This window comes from Microbacterium sp. Z11_20, from assembly GCF_057197605.1.
The window spans coordinates 373172-392216 of record NZ_JBXVOQ010000002.1 but is presented as its reverse complement, the minus strand read 5'-3'; the positions used below and the strand labels follow the sequence as shown (position 1 = coordinate 392216).

Annotated in this window: 17 protein-coding genes and 1 tRNA gene; 3 read left to right on the top strand and 15 right to left on the bottom strand. The window is 70.2% G+C overall.

Annotated elements, in window-relative coordinates; translation table 11 throughout:
• Positions 1 to 26: 26 nt before the first annotated feature.
• The 7 genes from rplA to AC2DFQ_RS06840 form a co-directional block, all read right to left on the bottom strand.
• Positions 27 to 719: a 50S ribosomal protein L1 gene (rplA, locus tag AC2DFQ_RS06870; RefSeq protein WP_484508443.1), complete on the bottom strand. Its 693-nt coding sequence runs from the start codon at positions 717 to 719 to the stop codon at positions 27 to 29.
• A gap of 11 nt (positions 720 to 730) precedes the next feature.
• Positions 731 to 1162, bottom strand: a complete 432-nt coding sequence (rplK, locus tag AC2DFQ_RS06865; RefSeq protein ID WP_484508442.1) for a 50S ribosomal protein L11 — start codon at positions 1160 to 1162, stop codon at positions 731 to 733.
• Between the two features lie 128 nt (positions 1163 to 1290).
• Positions 1291 to 4296, bottom strand: a complete 3006-nt coding sequence (locus tag AC2DFQ_RS06860) for an alpha-mannosidase (protein WP_484533378.1) — start codon at positions 4294 to 4296, stop codon at positions 1291 to 1293.
• Between the two features lie 26 nt (positions 4297 to 4322).
• Positions 4323 to 5603 (bottom strand): glycoside hydrolase 5 family protein, encoded by a 1281-nt coding sequence (locus AC2DFQ_RS06855; protein WP_484533377.1) that lies wholly within the window; start codon positions 5601 to 5603, stop codon positions 4323 to 4325.
• Positions 5600 to 6511, bottom strand: coding sequence for a carbohydrate ABC transporter permease (locus AC2DFQ_RS06850; RefSeq protein ID WP_484533376.1), 912 nt, complete (start codon positions 6509 to 6511; stop codon positions 5600 to 5602). Before AC2DFQ_RS06850 ends, AC2DFQ_RS06855 begins: the two co-directional genes overlap by 4 nt.
• A complete protein-coding gene (locus AC2DFQ_RS06845) occupies positions 6508 to 7380 on the bottom strand; it encodes a carbohydrate ABC transporter permease (protein WP_484533375.1) in 873 nt (290 codons plus the stop codon). Before AC2DFQ_RS06845 ends, AC2DFQ_RS06850 begins: the two co-directional genes overlap by 4 nt.
• A gap of 16 nt (positions 7381 to 7396) precedes the next feature.
• The gene (locus AC2DFQ_RS06840) at positions 7397 to 8683 is read right to left on the bottom strand and encodes an extracellular solute-binding protein (protein WP_484533374.1); all 1287 of its coding nucleotides are present in this window, start codon (positions 8681 to 8683) and stop codon (positions 7397 to 7399) included.
• A gap of 162 nt (positions 8684 to 8845) precedes the next feature.
• On the opposite strand from AC2DFQ_RS06840, the gene AC2DFQ_RS06835 reads away from it, so the two are divergent.
• The gene (locus tag AC2DFQ_RS06835; protein ID WP_484533373.1) at positions 8846 to 9880 is read left to right on the top strand and encodes a LacI family DNA-binding transcriptional regulator; all 1035 of its coding nucleotides are present in this window, start codon (positions 8846 to 8848) and stop codon (positions 9878 to 9880) included.
• 13 nt (positions 9881 to 9893) lie between these two features.
• Here AC2DFQ_RS06835 and AC2DFQ_RS06830 read toward each other — a convergent pair whose 3' ends face one another.
• Positions 9894 to 10853, bottom strand: coding sequence for a helix-turn-helix transcriptional regulator (locus tag AC2DFQ_RS06830; RefSeq protein WP_484533372.1), 960 nt, complete (start codon positions 10851 to 10853; stop codon positions 9894 to 9896).
• A gap of 85 nt (positions 10854 to 10938) precedes the next feature.
• On the opposite strand from AC2DFQ_RS06830, the gene AC2DFQ_RS06825 reads away from it, so the two are divergent.
• A complete protein-coding gene (locus AC2DFQ_RS06825) occupies positions 10939 to 11334 on the top strand; it encodes a VOC family protein (RefSeq protein ID WP_484533371.1) in 396 nt (131 codons plus the stop codon).
• Between the two features lie 52 nt (positions 11335 to 11386).
• Here the strand turns inward: AC2DFQ_RS06825 and nusG are convergent, their stop codons facing one another.
• The 7 genes from nusG to gabT form a co-directional block, all read right to left on the bottom strand.
• The gene (gene nusG, locus AC2DFQ_RS06820) at positions 11387 to 12625 is read right to left on the bottom strand and encodes a transcription termination/antitermination protein NusG (protein ID WP_484533370.1); all 1239 of its coding nucleotides are present in this window, start codon (positions 12623 to 12625) and stop codon (positions 11387 to 11389) included.
• A 63-nt stretch (positions 12626 to 12688) separates the two neighbouring features.
• On the bottom strand, positions 12689 to 12964 hold the full coding sequence (secE, locus tag AC2DFQ_RS06815) for a preprotein translocase subunit SecE (protein ID WP_484508432.1): 276 nt from the start codon (positions 12962 to 12964) through the stop codon (positions 12689 to 12691).
• 45 nt (positions 12965 to 13009) lie between these two features.
• A tRNA-Trp gene (locus AC2DFQ_RS06810) sits at positions 13010 to 13082 on the bottom strand.
• Between the two features lie 145 nt (positions 13083 to 13227).
• Entirely contained in the window at positions 13228 to 13695 is a 468-nt protein-coding gene (locus tag AC2DFQ_RS06805; RefSeq protein ID WP_484533369.1) for a hypothetical protein, read from the bottom strand.
• A complete protein-coding gene (locus tag AC2DFQ_RS06800) occupies positions 13692 to 14573 on the bottom strand; it encodes a hypothetical protein (protein ID WP_484533368.1) in 882 nt (293 codons plus the stop codon). Before AC2DFQ_RS06800 ends, AC2DFQ_RS06805 begins: the two co-directional genes overlap by 4 nt.
• Positions 14570 to 15934: an NAD-dependent succinate-semialdehyde dehydrogenase gene (locus tag AC2DFQ_RS06795; RefSeq protein WP_484533367.1), complete on the bottom strand. Its 1365-nt coding sequence runs from the start codon at positions 15932 to 15934 to the stop codon at positions 14570 to 14572. The genes AC2DFQ_RS06800 and AC2DFQ_RS06795 overlap by 4 nt, the downstream gene beginning before the upstream one ends.
• Before the next feature lie 121 nt (positions 15935 to 16055).
• A complete protein-coding gene (gene gabT, locus AC2DFQ_RS06790; protein ID WP_484533366.1) occupies positions 16056 to 17408 on the bottom strand; it encodes a 4-aminobutyrate--2-oxoglutarate transaminase in 1353 nt (450 codons plus the stop codon).
• Positions 17409 to 17512: 104 nt separating this feature from the next.
• Here gabT and AC2DFQ_RS06785 point away from each other — a divergent pair, with 104 nt between their 5' ends.
• Entirely contained in the window at positions 17513 to 19045 is a 1533-nt protein-coding gene (locus AC2DFQ_RS06785) for a PucR family transcriptional regulator (protein ID WP_484533365.1), read from the top strand.

Here is a 19045-nt window from a genome sequence, read left to right as displayed (position 1 = left end):
CCCTTCGTGACGAGCGCGTCGGAGCGTCAGGCGATGACGTTGACGTCCAGCGGGATGCCGGGGCCGAATGTCGTCGACACCGAACCCTTCTGGATGTAGCGGCCCTTCGCGCTGGACGGCTTCAGACGGACGATCTCCTCGAGCGCCGTCTGCAGGTTCTCGTCGAGCTGGTCGGCCGAGAACGAGGCCTTGCCGACGACGAAGTGCACGTTGGCGTGCTTGTCGACGCGGAACTCGATCTTTCCGCCCTTGATCTCCTCGACGGCCTTCGCCGGGTTCGGAGTGACCGTTCCGGTCTTCGGGTTCGGCATGAGACCGCGGGGGCCCAGCACCTTACCGAGGCGACCGACCTGGCCCATGAGCTCGGGCGTGGAGACGGCGGCGTCGAAGTCGGTCCAGCCGCCGGCGACGCGCTCGATGAGCTCGGCGCCGCCGACCTCATCGGCGCCCGCGGCGATCGCGGCCTCGGCCGCGGGGCCGGTCGCGAACACGATGACGCGGGCGGTCTTGCCCGTGCCGTGCGGGAGCATGACGGTGCCGCGGACCATCTGATCGGCCTTGCGCGGGTCGACGGCGAGCTTGAGCGCGACCTCGACGGTCGAGTCGAACTTCTTCGAACCGGTCTCCTTCGCGAGGGCGACGGCCTCGGTCGGAGTGTAGAACTTGTCAGCCGAGATCTTCTCGGCGGCGGCGCGGAACGCCTTGGACTTGGTAGCCATGTTCGTGCCCCTCAGCTCTCGACCGTGATGCCCATGGAACGGGCGGTGCCGGCGATGATCTTCGCTGCGGCCTCGATGTCGTTCGCGTTGAGATCCGGCTGCTTGGTCTCGGCGATCTGGCGCACCTGCTCCTTGGTGAGCTTGCCGACCTTGGTGGTGTGCGGGGTCTGCGACCCCTTCGCAACACCGGCGGCCTTCTTGATGAGCTCGGCGGCGGGCGGGGTCTTCAGGATGAAGGTGAAGCTGCGGTCCTCGTAGACGGTGATCTCCACGGGGATGACGTTGCCGCGCTGCGACTCGGTCGCGGCGTTGTACGCCTTGCAGAACTCCATGATGTTCACACCGTGCTGACCGAGCGCGGGCCCGATCGGCGGTGCGGGGTTGGCGGCGCCGGCGTTGATCTGGAGCTTGATCAGGCCGGTCACCCTCTTCTTGGGTGCCATTCGTTTCCTCACTGTCGTGCGCCCCGGGGGCGCGCTGCCACGAACCAGGCGAATCCTGGCAGTGGTGGGGGTCGTCATCCGATACGGACAACCACCCAAGTATAGCCGCGTGCGGTGCGCGGCGGCACTCAGGCCGGCGTCACCCGCAGCGTGCGCACCTCCCACCCGCCCAGCGTGAGCGGGACGGCGCCGTCCTCGACGGTCACATCCTCGAGGTCATCCTCCAGGAGCGTCGCCTCGCGCACGCGCCGCACCGGCAGGGCGAAGCGCACGCTGGTGTGCACGCGCCGGCCGACCGGCTCGTACAGGCGCACCACCAGATCGCCCGAGCGGTCGGCGGCGAGCTTGACGGAGGAGACCACGACCCCGGGACCTGCGACGACCAGCGGCACGACCTCGTCCGCGCCGTGCACGGTGCGCACCGGCACATTCATCGAGATGCCCTCCGCCGTTGCGTTCTCCAGATCTGCGCCGACCACCAGGCCGAACCGGTGGGTCTGCTCCCCCTGGTCGGTCTGCGGGTCGGGGAATCGCGGTGCGCGCAGAAGCGACAGCCGCACCGTGGTGGTGACCCCCTCCGCGCCGGAGGACCGGGCGGTGTCGTATCCGTACACGGAGTCGTTGACGAGCGCGACGCCGAATCCCCGTTCCTCCACGAGCACGAACCGGTGCATCGAGGTCTCGAACTTGGCGGCCTCCCACGACGTGTTGGTGTGGGTCACCCGCCGGTGCGCACCGAACTGCGTCTCGGCGGCGGTGTGCTCGGCGCGCACGTCGAGGGCGAAGGCGACCTTGAGGAACTTCTCGGTCTCGTGCCAGTCGGTGAGCTGGTCGATGACGAGGGTGCGAGAGCCCGGGGCCAGGGACAGCACCTGGGTGACGGCGGAGGACGAGAACGACCGGCGCACCGTCACACGGGCAGCCCCGTCTTCGCCGCGGTCCGCGGTGATCGCCTCCACCTCCGTCAGATCGGTGACCGCGTTGCGGTAGAAGCGGTCGACGTCCCACGCGTCCCACATATTGGGGAAATCCTGATGCAGTTGCAGCAGGTTGCCGACGCCGCCCGGGGCGATCGCCTCCCGGCCGATGGCGAGGTCGACCGCGGAGGAGATGAGTCCGGTCGGCTCGACCCGGACGCGGATCACGCCGTTGTCCAGGATGATCGCGCCATCCCGCTCCGTGAGGTCCACCGGCCCATCGGGCTGCGCCGCCACCGACACCGCGAGCGGGCCGACGCCCAGGCGCGTCACGGGCGCGGCGTTCACCGTCAGCGTCGTCGACCCGGGTCCGGTGAGCACATCCAGCGCGCGGCGGATGAGGTCTTCCGCACCCGCGCGTACTCGCTCGTACTCGGCCACCGCCTCCCGGTGGACCCACCCGATCGAGGTGCCCGGGAGGATGTCGTGGAACTGGTGCAGCAGCACGGTCTGCCACAGCCCGTCGATCTCCTCGTAGGGGTAGTCCGCCCCGGTGCGCACGGCAGCGGTGGCCCACCACAGTTCCGCCTCGAGCAGCAGGTGCTCCGAGCGGCGGTTGCCCTGCTTGGTGCGGTGCTGCGACGTGAGGGTGCCGCGGTGAAGCTCGAGGTAGAGCTCCCCCACCCACACCGGCGGCTCGGCCACTTCGGCGCGCGCCTGCGCGAAGAACGCGTCGGGATGCTGCCACGACACCCGCGGGGCGCCCTCGAGGTCGGCGAACCGCTGCGCGCGGCCCACCATCTCCCGCGTCGTGCCGCCGCCGCCGTCGCCCCAGCCCACGGGCGCGATGGACTCGGTCGCGACGCGATTCTCCCGGAACTGACGCGAGGCGAGGGAGAGTTCGGCGGCCGAGAGGCGCGAGTTGTACGTGTCCATCGGCGGGAAGTGCGAGAAGACGCGCGACCCGTCGATGCCCTCCCACAGGAACGTGTGGTGGGGGAACTTGTTCACCTGGTTCCAGGAGATCTTCTGCGTGAAGAACCACTCGAACCCCGCCCGGCGAAGCAGCTGCGGGAGCGCCGGCGAGTATCCGAAGCTGTCGGGGAGCCACACCCCGGCGGAGCGGATGCCGAACTCCTGCTCGAAGAACCGCTGTCCGTAGAGGAACTGGCGCACGAGTGCTTCGCCATGCGGCATCACGGTGTCGGATTCGACCCACATCCCGCCCAGCGGGAGGAACCGCCCGTCGGCCACGGCGCGCTTCACGCGGTCGTAGATTTCCGGACGATGCTCCTTGAGCCACGCGTACTGCTGGGCGCTGGACATCCCGAAGAGGAAGTCATCCGTCTCGTCGATCAGTTCGGTCATCGACGATGCGGTGCGGGCGACCTTGCGGATCGTCTCGCGCACCGGCCACAGCCACGCGGAGTCGATGTGCGCATGACCGATGGCGCGCACGCGGTGCGCGGAGTACTCGGCGGGTGCGGCCAGCACTCCGGCCAGCGCGGCGCGCGCCGCAGCGGCCGTTCCGGGGATGTCCTGAAGGTCGAGGACGTCCAGCGCGTCATCCAGGGCCTGCAGGATGCGCATGCGGCGTGGGCCCTGACCGAGCTCGGCCTGCAGCTCCACGAGCACCTCGACGTCGAGGGCGAGTTCGTGCACGTCCCGCTCGAAGACGACGAGGTCCATGCGCCGCGTCGTGTACAGCGGCCGTGACGATGAGGTGAGGATGTCGCCCTGCTGAGTGGGGAGGAAGGGATGGTGGTCCAGCAGCACGGGGTTCGCTGCCGCCTCCAGGTACAGCTCCACGATCTCCCCGCCCTGGGCGGCCTCGGCGACCGGTGCCCACTGGTTGCGGGGGTTGAGCGACTTCACCGGCGTGCCGTCGGCCCGGTAGACGAGCCCCTCGCACTGGAACCCCGTCATGGTCGGGTCGAAGCCCAGATCGACGTGCACCTCCACGCGCCGCCCGCGCCACTCCGCCGGCACGGTGCCGGTGAGTCGGAACCACGTGGTGCCCCACGCCGGGCCCCACGGCGTACCGACCTCGTACGGCGTGTACTCCAGGGCGAATCCCTCGGCCGCCGTCACCGGCTCCCCGGGGAGGGCGGCGGCTTCCACCCTCAGCGGGGTCGCGTGCGAGTACACCGCCGGCAGGATGCGCTCGGCCAGTGCGCGGGTCGCGCGGCCGACGGTCAGGGGGACGTCGTCGTGCATGACAGCAGTGTCCTTCGTGGCGGTTGTCAGGGAGTGGTCGCGGGGCGGTTCACCGGCAGTCGCGACCCGGCGACGCGGGCAGGCGGCGTCCGCACGGTGGTGATCCCCCGATCATTCTGCTCCGTCTCGCCCACGCGGGACGCCAGGATGATCTGCGGCGCGTCGCCCTCCGCTTCGGTCAGGCGCAGCCACTCCGCTGCGAAGGCACCACCCGGAGCGCAGGCCGAGCGGAACGGCCCCGCGTCATCCAGAATCAGCGCGGAGCTCGACGGCGCGGGCGCAGGCGCGTCGCGCAGTTCCCGGACGACCTGTGCGAAACGCCGACCGGTGGGCTTGAGCTCTCCATCCGCGGTGAACAACCCGAGGTCGTATTCCAGTTCGGGGAAGTCCAGGAGCGTTCGCGACACGTCGTGCGAGCACCACCAGGTCACCGCCGACAGCGACGGCGTGGTCACCGCATGACGGACGGTCGCGTCGAGGAACGCGGGGGTGTCCGCCACCTCGAGGACATTGGTCGGAGCGCCCACCTCCTGGAGCCAGTTCGGGCGATCCGGCTCGGGATTGAACGCGGCGGCCAGGTGCAGCAGGTACTCCGCGTGACGCACCGACCCGGCCCCCAGCCCCCCGGCCAGCTGCGCGGACCCGTTGAACACCCACGAGTGGGTGATCGTCGCATCCCCGACCTCGGCGGCGTGGGTGGGCAGGAAGGGTTGCGCCTCGTCGTACCAGGTGGCGTCAAAGAGAGCGGCGGTGACCAGCGCAGCGCTGCCTGCGCCGGCGAGGCCGTCGCGGGCCGCCGCGACCATGGTCACCAGCCACGCGCGGGCGCCCTCGGCATCCACCGCGTGCGGGGTGGGATGCGGCGGCGCGGCGAACTGGTTGATCTCGTTGCCGAGCGTCACCCCGAGCAGGTTCGACCGGTCGGCCAGTGCCGCTGCCGCGGCCCGCACATAGCCGGCGGTGGAGGCGACGACCTCGGCGTCGGTGAACATGTTGCGCCGGTGCCAGCTCTCCAGCCACGACGGCACGAAATCGAAGCTCGAGAGGTGGCCCTGCAGCAGATCGACGTTGACGTCGAGCCCGTGCTCGGCCGCGACGTCCACGAGCGCCACCACGTCCGCCAGCGCCCGTTCGCGGATGAGTCCGCGGTTGGGCTGCACGAGCGGCCACAGCGGAAAGATCCGGATGTGATCGACGCCCAGGGAGGCCACGGCCTCCAGGTCGCGGTGGGCGTCGTCGGTGCGGAAATCGAGCCACGAGTGGAACCACCCTCGGGAGGGCGTGTAGTTGACACCGAAGCGCGTCATCCCTTCACCCCGCCTTCCTCGACCCCGCGGAAGAAGTAGCGCTGCAGCACGGCGAAGATCACGGCGATGGGGATGAAGGCGATCATCGTCCCCGCCGCGATCAGGCGCTGGTTCGTGCTGAATGTGCCCTGCAGGTACTGCAGCCCCACGGTGAGCGTGTACTGATCGGGCGAGGTGAGCACGATCAGCGGCCAGAGGAAGTCGTCCCATGCGGCGATGAACGAGAAGATCGCCACGACGGCGAGCGTGCCGTACACCGCGGGGAGCCCGATGTGCCGGAGGCGCTGCCACGCATTGGCGCCGTCGACGATCGCGGCCTGATCGATCTCGTCGGGGATGTTGCGGAACGCGTTGTACATCAGCAGGACGTTCAGGACCGCCGCCATGCTGGGAAGCGCGACGCCGAGGAGCGTGTCGGCGAGGCCCAGTTCCTTCACCGTGACGAACTGCGCGATGATCGTCACCTCACCGGGCAGCACGAGTGCCCCGATGAAGGCGGCGAGCACCACGGGGCGGCCGCGGAAGCGCAGCCGCGCGAGCGCGTATCCGGCGAGGGTGGCGAAGACGATGTTGCCGCCGACGGTCAGCGCGGCCACGGTGAGCGAGTTGCCGATGTACTGCCACACCGGGATGGCGTCCGCGACGGCACCGTAGTTCCCGAGGGTCGGCTGCGTCGGCAGGAAGCTCGGCGTCCGCGTGTAGATGTCTTCGCCCGGACCCTTCAGGGACGTCGAGAACTGCCACAGGAAGGGGCCGAGGGTGATGAGGAGCACGAACCCCAGGAGGAGGTACCGGAGGATCCGCTCCCCCAGTCCGATCGACGTGAACGATCGCGGACGGCGACGCGGTGGCGGCGCATCGCCGCCGAGGCCGATGAGAGGGAGGGGCGGGGTCGTGGTCATGGTCATCGCTGCGCCCTCGCGTTCAGTCGTGCCACCACGATCAGCGGAACCAGCGTGACGACGAACAGCAGGACGCTCAGCGCGGAGGCGTAGCCGAGGTTGCCGGTGAAGCCGCGGGCGTACTGCTGGATGAGCATCACGATGGACTGGACCTGACCGCCCGGTCCTCCGGTGCCGTTGGTGAGGATGAACACCTCCGAGAACACCCGCAGCGCCGACACCGCGGTCAGCATCGCCACGAGGATCATCGTCCCCCGCACCCCCGGGACGGTGACGCTGAAGAACCGCCGAACGGCACCTGCCCCGTCCAGCGCCGCCGCCTCGTGCAGGTCGCGGCTGACATTCCCCAGCGCGGCGAGGTAGACGATCATGTAATAGCCGAGCCCTTTCCATATGGTGAGGCTGATGGCGCTGAACAGGAGCAACCACCGGTCGGTGAGGAACGGGATGGGCGCCGCCCCCAGTGCCCGGACCATGGCGTTGATGAGACCGCGGTCATCGAGCAGCCACGTCCAGATCAGCCCGACGACCACGGCGGAGGCGATGACGGGGGTGTAGAACGCCGTCCGGAAGAAACCGATGCCGGGAAGCTTCTTCTCGACCAGGACGGCCAGGAGCAGGGGAAGCACGGTGAGCACGGGCAGGCACACGACCATGTAGATCACGCTGTTGATCAGCGCGTCGGCCACGGCCGGGTCACCCTGCATCCGGGTGAAATTCTCCACGCCGACGAAGTCGGTCTCCCCGCCCAGCGGGCTGGCGTTGGTGAAGGACAGCCACAGGGTGTTCACCGCCGGCCACGCGCTGAAGCCGGCGAGCCAGATGAGTGCCGGCGCCAGCAGCAGCCAGGGCGTGAACGATCGATTGGTCCTCACGTGCCTTCCCCGTCGCTCAGCCGTCGGCGAGGAGGTCGTTCATCCGGGATTGGGCCTCCGCGAGTGCGTCCCGGCTGGCGACGGACCCCTGCATCGCGAGGGCGATCTGCTGGTCGAGGATCGTCTTCATCGCGTCGTTGACCTGCACGGGGGTGAGGTTCTCCGCCACGTTGAGAGCCTCGTTGGCGAGGATCCGAGCCTGGGCCGCGAGAGTGCCGTCGTCTTCGGAGAAGTACGGGTCGCTCTGCGACGACACCGTCGAGGGGAAGATGTTCGCCAGGTGCGCGAACTCCTCCTGGTTCTCCGCGTTGGCGAGGAATTTGGCGAAGGCCAGCGCCGTGGTCGGATTCTCGCTCTGGGCCGAGACGGCGAGTCCCTGGACGTACAGCGGCGGGGTGTCCAACGCCGGGTTGACGACGATGTTGCCCACGAGGGTGGGATTGTCGGTTTCGAAGTTGTCGAGCGCTGTTGCGCCTCCCGTCGTCCACGCGACGCGGCCCTGCGTGAACAATGTCGAGTTGCCGAGGTAGTCGCTGTTGAGCACCGAGGAGGGCATGAGGCCCTGCTGGTAGGCGTCGGCGTACCGGTCGATGAGTGCAACCGCCTCGTCGTTGTCGGCGAAGACGAACTGCGCCCCGTCCTCCGACATCACCTCCACCCCCGACCGAGCGAAGTCGTCGAGAGTGGGCTTGCGGCTCATGAGGTACGTGTCGGTGCAGTTCTCGGCCATGACGGCGGCCTGCGCGAAGAGGTCGCCGACGGTCGCCGGCGGATTGGCCGAGTCGAGTCCACAGTCATCCAGCTGGGACGCGTTCCAGTAGTTGATGTCGGTGTTGAGGTACCACGGGTAGGCGAAGACGCCCTCGCCGTCGAGCCGGTAGGCATCCAGTGCGCCGGGAACGAAGTCGTCCTCGACCGTGTCGTCGCTCTCGGAGACATCGGCCAGGATGCCGCGCTGCGCGAGCGGATAGGCCATCTCCGGGGGAAGGTTGATCACGTCGGGGAGCGACTCGGTCGACGCCTGGCTCAGGACCTTCTCGGCGTAGCCCTCCCCCGGTTGATCCACCAGCTCCACCGAGGCGTCGGGGTACTCCTCCTCGAACGCCGCGATCACGCCGTCCAGGTAGTCAGTGAAGGTCGGGGTGAGCGACCAGGTCTGCAGGGTGATGCTTCCGGCCACATCGCCGTCGTCGGCTCCCGCGCCCCCACCCCCGGCCGCGCAGCCGCCCAGCGTGAGAGCGGCCACCACGATGCCGGCCGAGAGGGACATGATCCGGGGTGACGATGTGGTGCGGTGCGTCATTGCGGTGCTCCTTCGCGTGTCAGGTCGGCTCGGCGGTGCCGGATTAAGCGGTTCAGTGCACGCCCGCTCAAGGAGGACGCCTCAGCCTGGTTCGCATCATCTTGAAGAACTAAAACGCTATAGTCAATGGATGACTCGTTTCCTCCGTCCTCGAGCGCACGCATGACTGGCGCGCCTCGTCGCGCGACCATCAGTGACATCGCCCGGCGAGCCGGGGTCTCGATCGGGGCCGTGTCTTTCGCCCTCAACGGCCGCCCAGGCGTCTCCGACCAGACCCGCGAGCGCATCCTCGCTATCGCTCGCGAATTGAACTGGCACCCGCATTCGGCAGCGCGCGCGCTGGGCGGGGCGCGTGTGGGCGCGGTGGGTTTCGTCGTGAACAGGCCCGCCCGCACCATCGGCACCGACACCTTCTTCGGAGACCTCATCTCGGGCATGCAACTGGCGCTGTCGGAGAGGCGCACCGGCCTGACGCTGCTCGTCGCACGTGACCTCGACGAGGAAGTGGCGACCTACCAGGACTGGTGGAGTGGACGGCGCGTCGACGGCGTCGTCGTGATCGACCCCCGCGCCGACGACCCGCGCGTCGAAGTGATCCGATCCCTCTCGCTGCCGGCGGTGGTGATCGGCTCGCACCCCGCTCGCGCTGGCGACCCCCCGGCGGTGTGGATCGACGACTCCGCGGCCGCGCTCACGCTCTTCCGCTACCTCCACGCGCTGGGGCATCGCCGCCTCGTGCACGTGACCGGCCCGGCTGAGCTCGAACACACCATCCTGCGCGCGCAAGCCCTGGCATCCTTCGCGGAAGCCAGCGGGCTCGAGGAAGCTGAAACGCTCACAACGGATTACAGCGCGGACGCGGGCACCTCGATCACCCGCATGCTCCTGTCCCGCACGGTGCGGCCCAGCGCGATCGTGTACGACAACGACATCCTGGCCGTGGCGGGCCTCGGTGTTGCTCAAGAGATGGGCGTCGCTGTTCCCGGCGACCTGTCCATCGCCTCGTTCGACGACTCGATCCTTGCCAAAGTGGTGCGCCCGTCGCTGACCACCCTCACCCGTGACACCGTGGAGCTCGGCGAGCGGGCGGCGCGCCTTCTCCTCGCGCAGGTGGACTCCCCCTCCCCTCTCTCCTCCGTCGAAGGACCGGCATTGACGCTCTCGGTCCGCGACTCCACCGCCCCGCCGCGCGCCTGACGCCCGGCCGGGCTCACTCTCCGTAGGTGGCCACGAGGCGCATGCCGATCTCGGCGAGGGCGCGACGGACCGCCTCCGGCTGGATGACCTCCACGTCGGCGCTCCATCCCGCGAGTTGCTCGGCGAGGGCGCCGACGTCCTGAGCGCGCACCTCCACCCGCGGACGACCGTTCGCGGAGGTCGGCGGGAGGCGGGTGTGGCGGCCGAAGTATCTTCCGAAGGCCTCGATCACCTCGGCCCGTACCTCCACGACGGCTGACACGGCGCCACGGTGCGCCTCGACCGCCTCGCCCATCGCCTGCCACGCGGCTTGGGGTGAGAAGTCCTCGGGAACGCGCCCGGACGAGTGCGTGAGGACGACCTCACGGATGCGGTCGACGCGGTAGGTGCGCACCCGCGCCGTATCGGCGACATCGGATCCCGCTTCCACGGGAGCCGCCAGCAGGTACCACACATCCCCGCGGCGGCCGACGACCAGCGGAACCAGCTCGACTCGGTCGCCGTCCCGATAGGCCACCCCCACGGCCCGCTGGGCGGCGATGGCCTCCTGGAGCGTGCGCGCGGAGGCGGGCGGCTCCGGGGCGGGCGCGCTCCCCCACGGCGCTCCGTGAAACGTCGAGGCCACGACACGTTCGGCGGCGTCGCGGAACGGACGGGGCAGAGCCTGCAGCATCTTCCGCTCGGCGCGGACGGCGGCCTCGGTCTCCGACCCGGTGCGCGCCAGCTGGAGCACCAGCGCGAAGGCCTCGGGAGCGGTGAGCCCGGTCAGGTCGGTGCGCGCGCCGCCGATGAGCTGCCAGCCTCCGCCCCGTCCCGGCCGCGGGTAGATGGGCACCCCCGCCACGAGGAGTGCCTGCAGGTCGCGCCGTGCCGTCGGCACCGACACCTCCAGCTCTGCCGCGAGCTCGGCGGCCGTGACACTCTCGCGCGCCTGCAGCACGAGCAGTGCCTGGATCAACCGGTCGGCGCGCATATCGCCACCCTGCCAGGAAAAGTGATCATGAGGTGATCTCTTTGAGCGGAAGACTGGGAGAAACGCTCGAAAGAAGGAGAAGGACATGTTCCGTGGACTGGCCAACGTCAACCTCGTCGCAGACGACATGCCCGGTGCCGTCGCCTGGTACAGCGAGGTGCTCGGCGCCCCGCCCTACTTCGTGCGGCCCGAGACGGGCACCGTCCAGTACGCCGAGTGGCGTTTCGGGGATGACGAAGACGAACTGGCGCTGATGTCCGGCGCCTATCGCGCCCCGCTGGATGCGCCGGGCGGGGCGCTCGTCAGCATCCATGTCGACGACATCCGCGCCGCCTTCGATCGCCTCGCCAGCCTCGGAGCGACCGAATTCGACCCGATCACCCCGCGCGGGGAGGGATGGTGGTCGGCCTCGGTCACCGACCCGTTCGGAAACCTGCTGGGCCTCATCCAGAGCCCGCACTGGGCCGCGCGCCACGCGTGACGCGAAACGCCCCGCCCGGCCGGAGCCCAGCGGGGCGTGTGCGCGCAGGATGTCAGAGCTTGGTGACCTGGTCGAAGCTGAGCTCGACCGGCGTCTCGCGCTCGAAGAGCGAGACGAGGACGGTGAGCTTGCCGCTCTCCGGCTTGATCTCGCTGATCGAGCCCGGAAGACCCGCGAACGAGCCCTCCTTGATCGTGATGGTCTCGCCGATCTCGAAGTCGACCTCGGCGGGGATGCTGCGCGCCACGGCCTGGCCGCCCTTGGCGGCACCGGTCTTGGTGGGCGCCACTTCCTTCACCTCGACGAGGCTCTTCAGCATGTTGAAGGCCTCCTCGAAGCGCAGGGGCGTGGGGTTGTGGGCATTGCCGACGAACCCGGTGACGCCCGGCGTGTGACGCACGACCGACCAGGTGTCTTCGTTGAGCTCCATGCGGACGAGCACGTACCCGGGGATCCGGACGCGCGTGACCATCTTGCGCTGGCCGTTCTTGATCTCGACGACGTCCTCCATCGGGACCTCGACCTGGTAGATGTCGTCCTCGACCTCGAGCGTGGACTTGCGCTGCTCGATGTTGGCCTTCACCTTGCGCTCGAAGCCGGCGTAGGAGTGGATGACGAACCACTTGCCCGGCAGCATCCGCAGCTCGGTCCGGAAGGCCTCGTACGGGTCCTCGTCCTCGTCGGACTCTGGCGACTCGTCGGAGTCGGCAGCCGTGTCGTCGGGGTTGGCCACCGTGTCGGAGTCGACCGCCGTGTCGGAGTCGGCCACCGTGTCGTCGGGGTTGACCGTGGGGTCGAAGCCCTCCGGCTCCTCCGCCGCGTTGGCCGGGTCGACGGATGCCTCGACCTCGTCCACGACGCCTTCGGCCTCCTGGATCTCGTCGAGGAACTCGCGATCGAGCACCGGCTCGTCGGGCTCGCCGTTGACATCCGGTCCGTCGTAAGGGGTCACGTCGTCAGCCTCCTCGGCAACTCGCTCGGCTGCCTCGTCCTCAAGGGACTCGGTCAGCGCTTCCGCCGCAGCCTCGACTTCGGCGGCCTCGTCGATGGTGAGGGCGTCGTCCACGATCGCATCGGCCTCGGGGTCTTCGATCTCGATGTCATCGTCGCTGAACGTGTCCACGTCAGCGTCTACGTCATCGTCGTCCACGACATGGATCGCGAGGTGCTCGGCCGCGCTGTTCGCGCGGTCCTCGGATGCGAGGACGTTGCCCGACTGGGCTTCGTCGTCTTCGCTGGACTGCTCCGCTGCCGTCGCCCAGTCGGCGTCGTCGGAATATCTTTCAGACAATTGTGATCTCTTCCGTTGGTGGTGCGGATGCCGAAGACGCTCCGCAAGCGCTCACGGCGCCGCTCAGGGGGTGGAGCCGCCCGGCACGCCGAAGACGGCCGTGGTGATCCAGACGAACAGCACGTCCAGTCCGTACACCAGCGCCATCATGACCACGACGAAGCCGAGCACGACCGCCGTGAACTTCAGCAGTTCCGAGCGGGTCGGGGTGACGACCTTGCGAAGCTCCGCGAAGACCTGGCGGACGAACACGGCGATGCGACTGAAGAAGTTGGGCCTCTTCGCACGCGGCACATCGCGCCCGGCGACCACCTCGCCCTGCGGCTCATCCTGGACCATCGCACCTACCTGAGTTGCTTCCGTGTGCCAGCATGCGCCGGCGCGCAGGGCGGACAGGAATCGAACCTGCAACCTGCGGTTTTGGAGACCGCTGCTCTGCCAATTGAGCTACCGCCCTAAAGGCCCTGGGGCCTCGGGATGCCCGCACTCCGCCACCGTGACCTGTCCGAAAGGGGTCGGCCCGACCGGCGGGCACGGCGAAAGAATGCAGACTTCGACTGCAGAGGAAGTCTACGTCATCCCCTCCGCCCTCGCGAACGCGCTCACGCTGTGCACGGGGTGAAGACGGCGGCCACCAGCACCGGGTCATCGAACGTCACGGTCACCACGATGCCGTCCCGCGAGGCCCAGGCCTGCTGGCCGGCTGCCGACGACGCGCGCCGGATGCGGTCCCACGCCTCGGGGTCCAGGAGGTCCGCCATCGCCTCGATGGTCGCGTCGGCGGCATCCTCGGCGGCCGTGATCGACAGGGTGCCGGTCGCCACGAGCGCGCGCTGGGTGCCGCGGCCGTCGCCGTCGCATTCCTGCTCGGATTCGGGAAGCTCCTCGACGGCGCGGAAAATGGCGGGGTCGGTGTCGGCCATCGTCGTGAGAAGGTCGTCGAACACCGCTCGCGCGTCGGCGTGGACCACGTCCGGGTCGGGCCCGAAGGAGCACCCGGTGACCGCGGCGGCCGTCAGGACGAGCCCGATCACCGCCCCGGTGAGACGCGTACTGCGTGCGCGCGTCATGGGCGAACCACCTCCTGCACCTCGTACGTCTCCGCCACGGGAGCGGCCACCGGGACGCCGAGACCGGCGAGCTGATCGACGAGCCAGCCGTCGTGCCAGTCCGCGAGGTCGCACGGGGCCGAGGACATTTCATATGCCGTCGCCGGCACGCCGTGCTGGATGACGGCGCGGCAGCTGGCATCCGCCTCGATCTGCTCGCGGTAGGCATCCTGGGTCACGCCGGTCTGCTCGGCGGCGGCGAACTGCGTCGAATAGCGGTCCCACTGATACCAGTGCATCGCCTCGTGGACGAAGATGGGCCAGATATTGGCGCGCGTGGCCCCCACATCCCACGCGAGGAAGACACGATTGCGGAACCTGCTGTCGTAGCATCCGCCGAGGGCGATCCGGTACGTCTCGTCCGCCGCCGCATACCCGCAGTTCTGCGGGCCGCCGTCGTACACGATCTGCACCGCCGTGCCGCCGACGCGGTCCAGGAGCGCCCGGGCCTCGCCGTCGCCGCCGGGCATGCTCTCCCCGCCGGGGTTGGGGGCCGAGGCGGTGGGCACCGCATCCTCGGCCTTGAACGCCTCCGTCGACGCGACGGCTCCGTTCCACAGCGCCTCCGCGTCCCGATAGGCGGCACGCTGCGCGTCGATACGCCCGGCGAGTTCGGCGCCTGCCTGGAAAGTCGCGGTGATGACGGACTGCTGCGCGGAGGTGACCGCACGGGCCGCCAGAGCGCGTTGCTGCGCATCCACCACCGCCCATCCGATCCCCGCGCCGGCAGCGACGAGCAGGACGGATGCGGCGGCCACCGTCCAGCCGATGATCCGGCGACGGCGGCGACGGAGCAGCCCCTCGACGAGCGCGTCGAGGACAACAGGTGGCGGACTCATCCCGCGACGCGGATGAGCTTCTTGTTGACGAACTCGTCGGCCCCGAGAAGCCCGAGCTCCCGCCCCGTACCGCTGCGCTTGACCCCACCGAAGGGGAGTTCGGGTGAGTCCGCCAGCACGACGTTGACGTACACCATGCCCGCCTCGATGTGGTCGGCCACGCGCTCGGCCTGGTCGGAATCGGTCGTGAACACGTAGGAGCCCAGGCCGAAGCCGGTGTCGTTCGCGATCGCGACGGCCTCGTCCTCCCCCGATGCGCGGTACACGACGCCGACGGGCCCGAAGAACTCCTCCCGGTACGCATCCATGTCGCTCGTCACGCCGGTGAGCACCGTGGGCGTGAAGTACGCGCCCTCACGGGTGCCGCCGGCCACGAGCCGCGCGCCCTGCGCCACGGCCCGCTCGACCTGGTGCTCCAGGCGTTCGGCGGCGGCGAGGGACGACAGCGGACCGAGCACGGTGTCACCGGCGAGCGGGTCGCCGACCTTGGCCGCCGACATCGCCGCGGTGAACTTCTCCAGGAACGGCTCGTAGAGCTCGTCGGTCACGATGAACCGCTTGGCCGCGTTGCACGACTGCCCGGTGTTGTCCAGGCGCGCGTCGACGGCGGCCTGCACGGTGGCGTCGAGGTCGTCGGTGGACAGCAGCAGGAAGGGGTCGGACCCGCCGAGTTCCAGCGCCACTTTCTTGAGGTGGCGCCCGGCGACCTCGGCGACGGCGGCTCCGGCCCGCTCGGAGCCGGTCACCGAGACACCCTGCACGCGCGGGTCGGCGATGACCGAGGCGGCCTGGTCGTCGGTGATCCGCACGTTGACATAGGCGCCCTCCGGGAAGCCGGCGTCGCGGTAGATCAGCTGAAGGGCCTCGGCCGACTCCGGGCACTGGGGCGCGTGCTTGAGCAGGATCGTGTTGCCCACCGCGAGGTTGGGAGCGGCGAACCGCGCCACCTGGTAGTAGGGGAAGTTCCACGGCATGATGCCCAGGAGCACGCCCAGCGGTGAGCGACGGATGACGGCCGTGCCTTCGCCGAGGATCTCCAGCGGCTGATCGCCGGTGAACGTCTCGATGTGGTCGGCGTAGTACTCGGTGATGTCGGCGGCGAAGTCGACCTCGCCGAGCGCGGCTTCGAGGGGTTTGCCGATCTCGCGCACGATGATCCGGGCGAGGAGGTCCCGGCGCTCGCGATGCAGGCCGGCCGCGCGGCGGAGGAGCGCGGCACGGTCGGCGACGGGGGTGCGCGACCAGCCGCGGAAGGCGTCGTGGGCCGCGGAGATCGCACCTTCCAGCCCCGCGTCCGTCAGCGTGTCGTATTCGGCGTGCTTCTCCCCCGTGGCGGGGTTGATGACGGCGTATCCGCTCATGACGATCCTTTCCCTTGCCCCCAGTCTGCCGTGGGCGAGGCCGGCCGGTGGCTATCCTCCCGGCGCGGCCGCAGCCGATGGCGGCGCCGCCGCCCGTCGGCGATCCTCTGGGCGTCCGGGGCTACGCGCGCCGGAGGGCTCCGGCCACCACATCCAGCCCCTCCCCCAGCAGATCGTCTCCGATCGACAGTGGGGGGAGGAAACGGATGACGTTGCCATAGGTACCGCACGTCAGCACGATCACGCCCTCCGCGAGGCACGCCCTGGCGACGGCCGAGGTGAGGGCGGCATCGGGGGCGCCGGTGGCCGGGTCGACGAACTCCGCGGCGACCATCGCCCCCCGGCCGCGCACGTCCCCGATGCGCGGGTCATCGTCCTGCATCGCCCGCAGACGCTGCTGGAGGATCTCGCCAAGCTCCCGCGCCCGTCCGGCGAGGTTCTCGCTCTCATACACCTCGAGGGCGGCGAGCGCAGCGGCGCACGCGATGGGGTTGCCGCCGTACGTGCCGCCGAGTCCGCCGGCATGGGCCGCGTCCATCATCTCCGCGCGCCCCGTGACGGCGGCCAGCGGCAGACCCCCCGCGATCCCTTTCGCGGTGGTGACCAGGTCGGGCACGACGTCGAACAGTTCGCTGGCGAACATCGCCCCGGTGCGGGCGAACCCCGTCTGCACCTCGTCGGCGATGAAGACGACCCCGTTCGCGCGGCACCAGTCGGCCAGGGCCGGCAGGAACCCCTCTGCCGGCACGATGAAACCGCCCTCGCCCTGGATGGGCTCGATGAGGACGGCGGCGAGGTTGTCGGCGCCGATCTGCTTCTCCATCAGGGCGATGGCCCTGGCCGCCGCATCCGGCCCGGACAGGCCGTCGCGATACGGGTACGACGCCGGCGCACGGTAGATCTCGGAGGCGAACGGCCCGAAGCCGCTCTTGTAGGGCATGCTCTTGGCCGTCAGCGCCATCGTGAGGTTCGTGCGCCCGTGGTACGCGTGGTCGAAGGCGACGACGGCCTGCCGGCCCGTGGCCTTCCGCGCGATCTTCACGGCGTTCTCCACCGCTTCGGCTCCGCTGTTGAACAGGGCGCTCTTCTTCGCGTGCGTGCCCGGGGTGAGCCGGTTCAGCGCTTCGGCCACGGCCACGTACGACTCGTAGGGCGAGATCATGAAGCACGTGTGGGTGAAGCGCGCCACCTGCTCCTGGACGGCGGCGACCACCGCGGGGTGCGCATTGCCGACCGTCGTCACGGCGATGCCGGACCCCAGGTCGATGAGGGAGTTGCCGTCGGCATCCACGACCACACCGCCGCCGGCGGCGACGGCGGAGATCGGCACCGTGTGGGCGACTCCCGATGCCACGGCGGCGGACTTGCGCTCGAGCAGCTCGCGCGACCGGGGGCCGGGGAGATCGGTGACGAGACGGCGCTCCTGCGGCAGCGACGGCCCGCCGACGGAGGGAAGGACGGCGGAAGTGCTCATGGGCGCGATGCTAGGGAGGGCGCCGACTCCCCCGCACTCGCCGCGATGTACATTCGGGGGCAGCCCCTGTACGTCACGGACACGGGGCCGAGAAAGGATCCGCCGTGGTCGACCCGTCCGCATCCTCCGCCTCCACCGTGCGCGCGCTCCTGTCGCGCGCCGACCTCGGCCTGCGTCTGGCGACCCCCGAAGAGGCCCTGGATCCGGCGGCACTGGACCTGCCCGTGCGCTGGGTGCACAGCAGCGACCTGGCCGACCCCACCCCGTTCCTCTCCGAGGGCCTCGCGCTCCTGACCACGGGCACCCAGTTCTCCGCCGCATCCGAGGATGAGGAGGCCTTCCACGCGTACGTCGGTCGCCTGCACGAGCGCGGCGTGGTGGCGCTCGGGTTCGGAACGGACGTGGTGCGCGACGGCATCCCCCCGCTGCTGGAAGCGGCCTGCCGTGCGGCCGGGATGCCGCTGTTCGAGGTGCCGTACCGGACGCCGTTCATCGCGGTGGCCCGCGCGAACGGGGAGGCGATCGCGGCCGAGTCCTACGCGCGGCGCACGTGGGCGCTGGGGGCGCAGCGCGCCGTCTCGCTCGCAGCGCTCCGCCCCGACGGACTGAATGCCACGCTCGCCGAGCTGGCGCGGCAGCTGGACGCGTGGGTGGGGTTGTTCGACGCCGTCGGCGAGCTCCGCCGCGAACACCCGGTGGGAGCGCTGGATGCGGCGGTCCGGGCGGAGCTCGGCACCGAGGTCGGCACGGTCCTCCGCCGCGGTGTGCGCGCCGGCTCGGCGCTGCGCATCGGGGAGGTGCCCTTCTCCCTCCAGACGCTCGGTCGCGGCGGGCACCTCCGCGGGGTGCTGGCGATCGCGTCGGGCGGCCTGGACTCGGAGAGCCGCGGGGTGGTCACCTCGGTGATCGCGATGGCCGGACTCGCCCTCGAGCAGAACGAGGGCGTGGAGCGCGCGCAGGGGATGCTCCGCGCCGGGGTCGTTCAGGCGCTGCTCGCCGGCGAGGTCGCTCTCGCGCGCCGTTTCGTGCGGGAGCTCGGCGGTGCCCTGCCGGCGGGGTCGGCGGCGGTGTGCGTGGTGGCGGGACCCTCGGCGCAACTGGACAATGCCGCGGAGTGGCTGGCCGTCCCCCCGATCGAGGCGATCGTCTTCGGCCGCGGCCCCGACGGGCTCGTCGTGGCCGTCGCCCCGGACTCGGGGCTGCCCGATGTGCTCGCCGAGCGCTTCCCGGTGCGGGTCGGCGTGTCGGCCCCCGCCGCGTGGTCGGAGTTCTCGCGCGCCCACGGCGAGGCGCTCGCGGCGCTTCGCCGGCAGCGCACAGCGGTCGCGCGGTTCGGTGAGACGGCGGCATCCGGCGTCCTGGGCGCGCTCGACAGCGACCTCGCGCGGGTGCTGGCCACCGCATCCCTGTCGCCTCTGATCGACCACGACACCGCGCGCGGCTCCGAACTGATCGCGACGGTGCGCGCGTGGCTGGAAAACGATGCGCGCATCGACGCGACCGCCGCCGCTCTGGGGCTGCACCGTCACACCGTGCGCACGCGCATCGCGCAGGCCGAGTCGGTGCTCGGCACCGACCTGTCGTCGTTCCCGGCGCGCGCCGAGCTGTGGGCGGCCCTTCAGGTCTCCGGCCTCTGA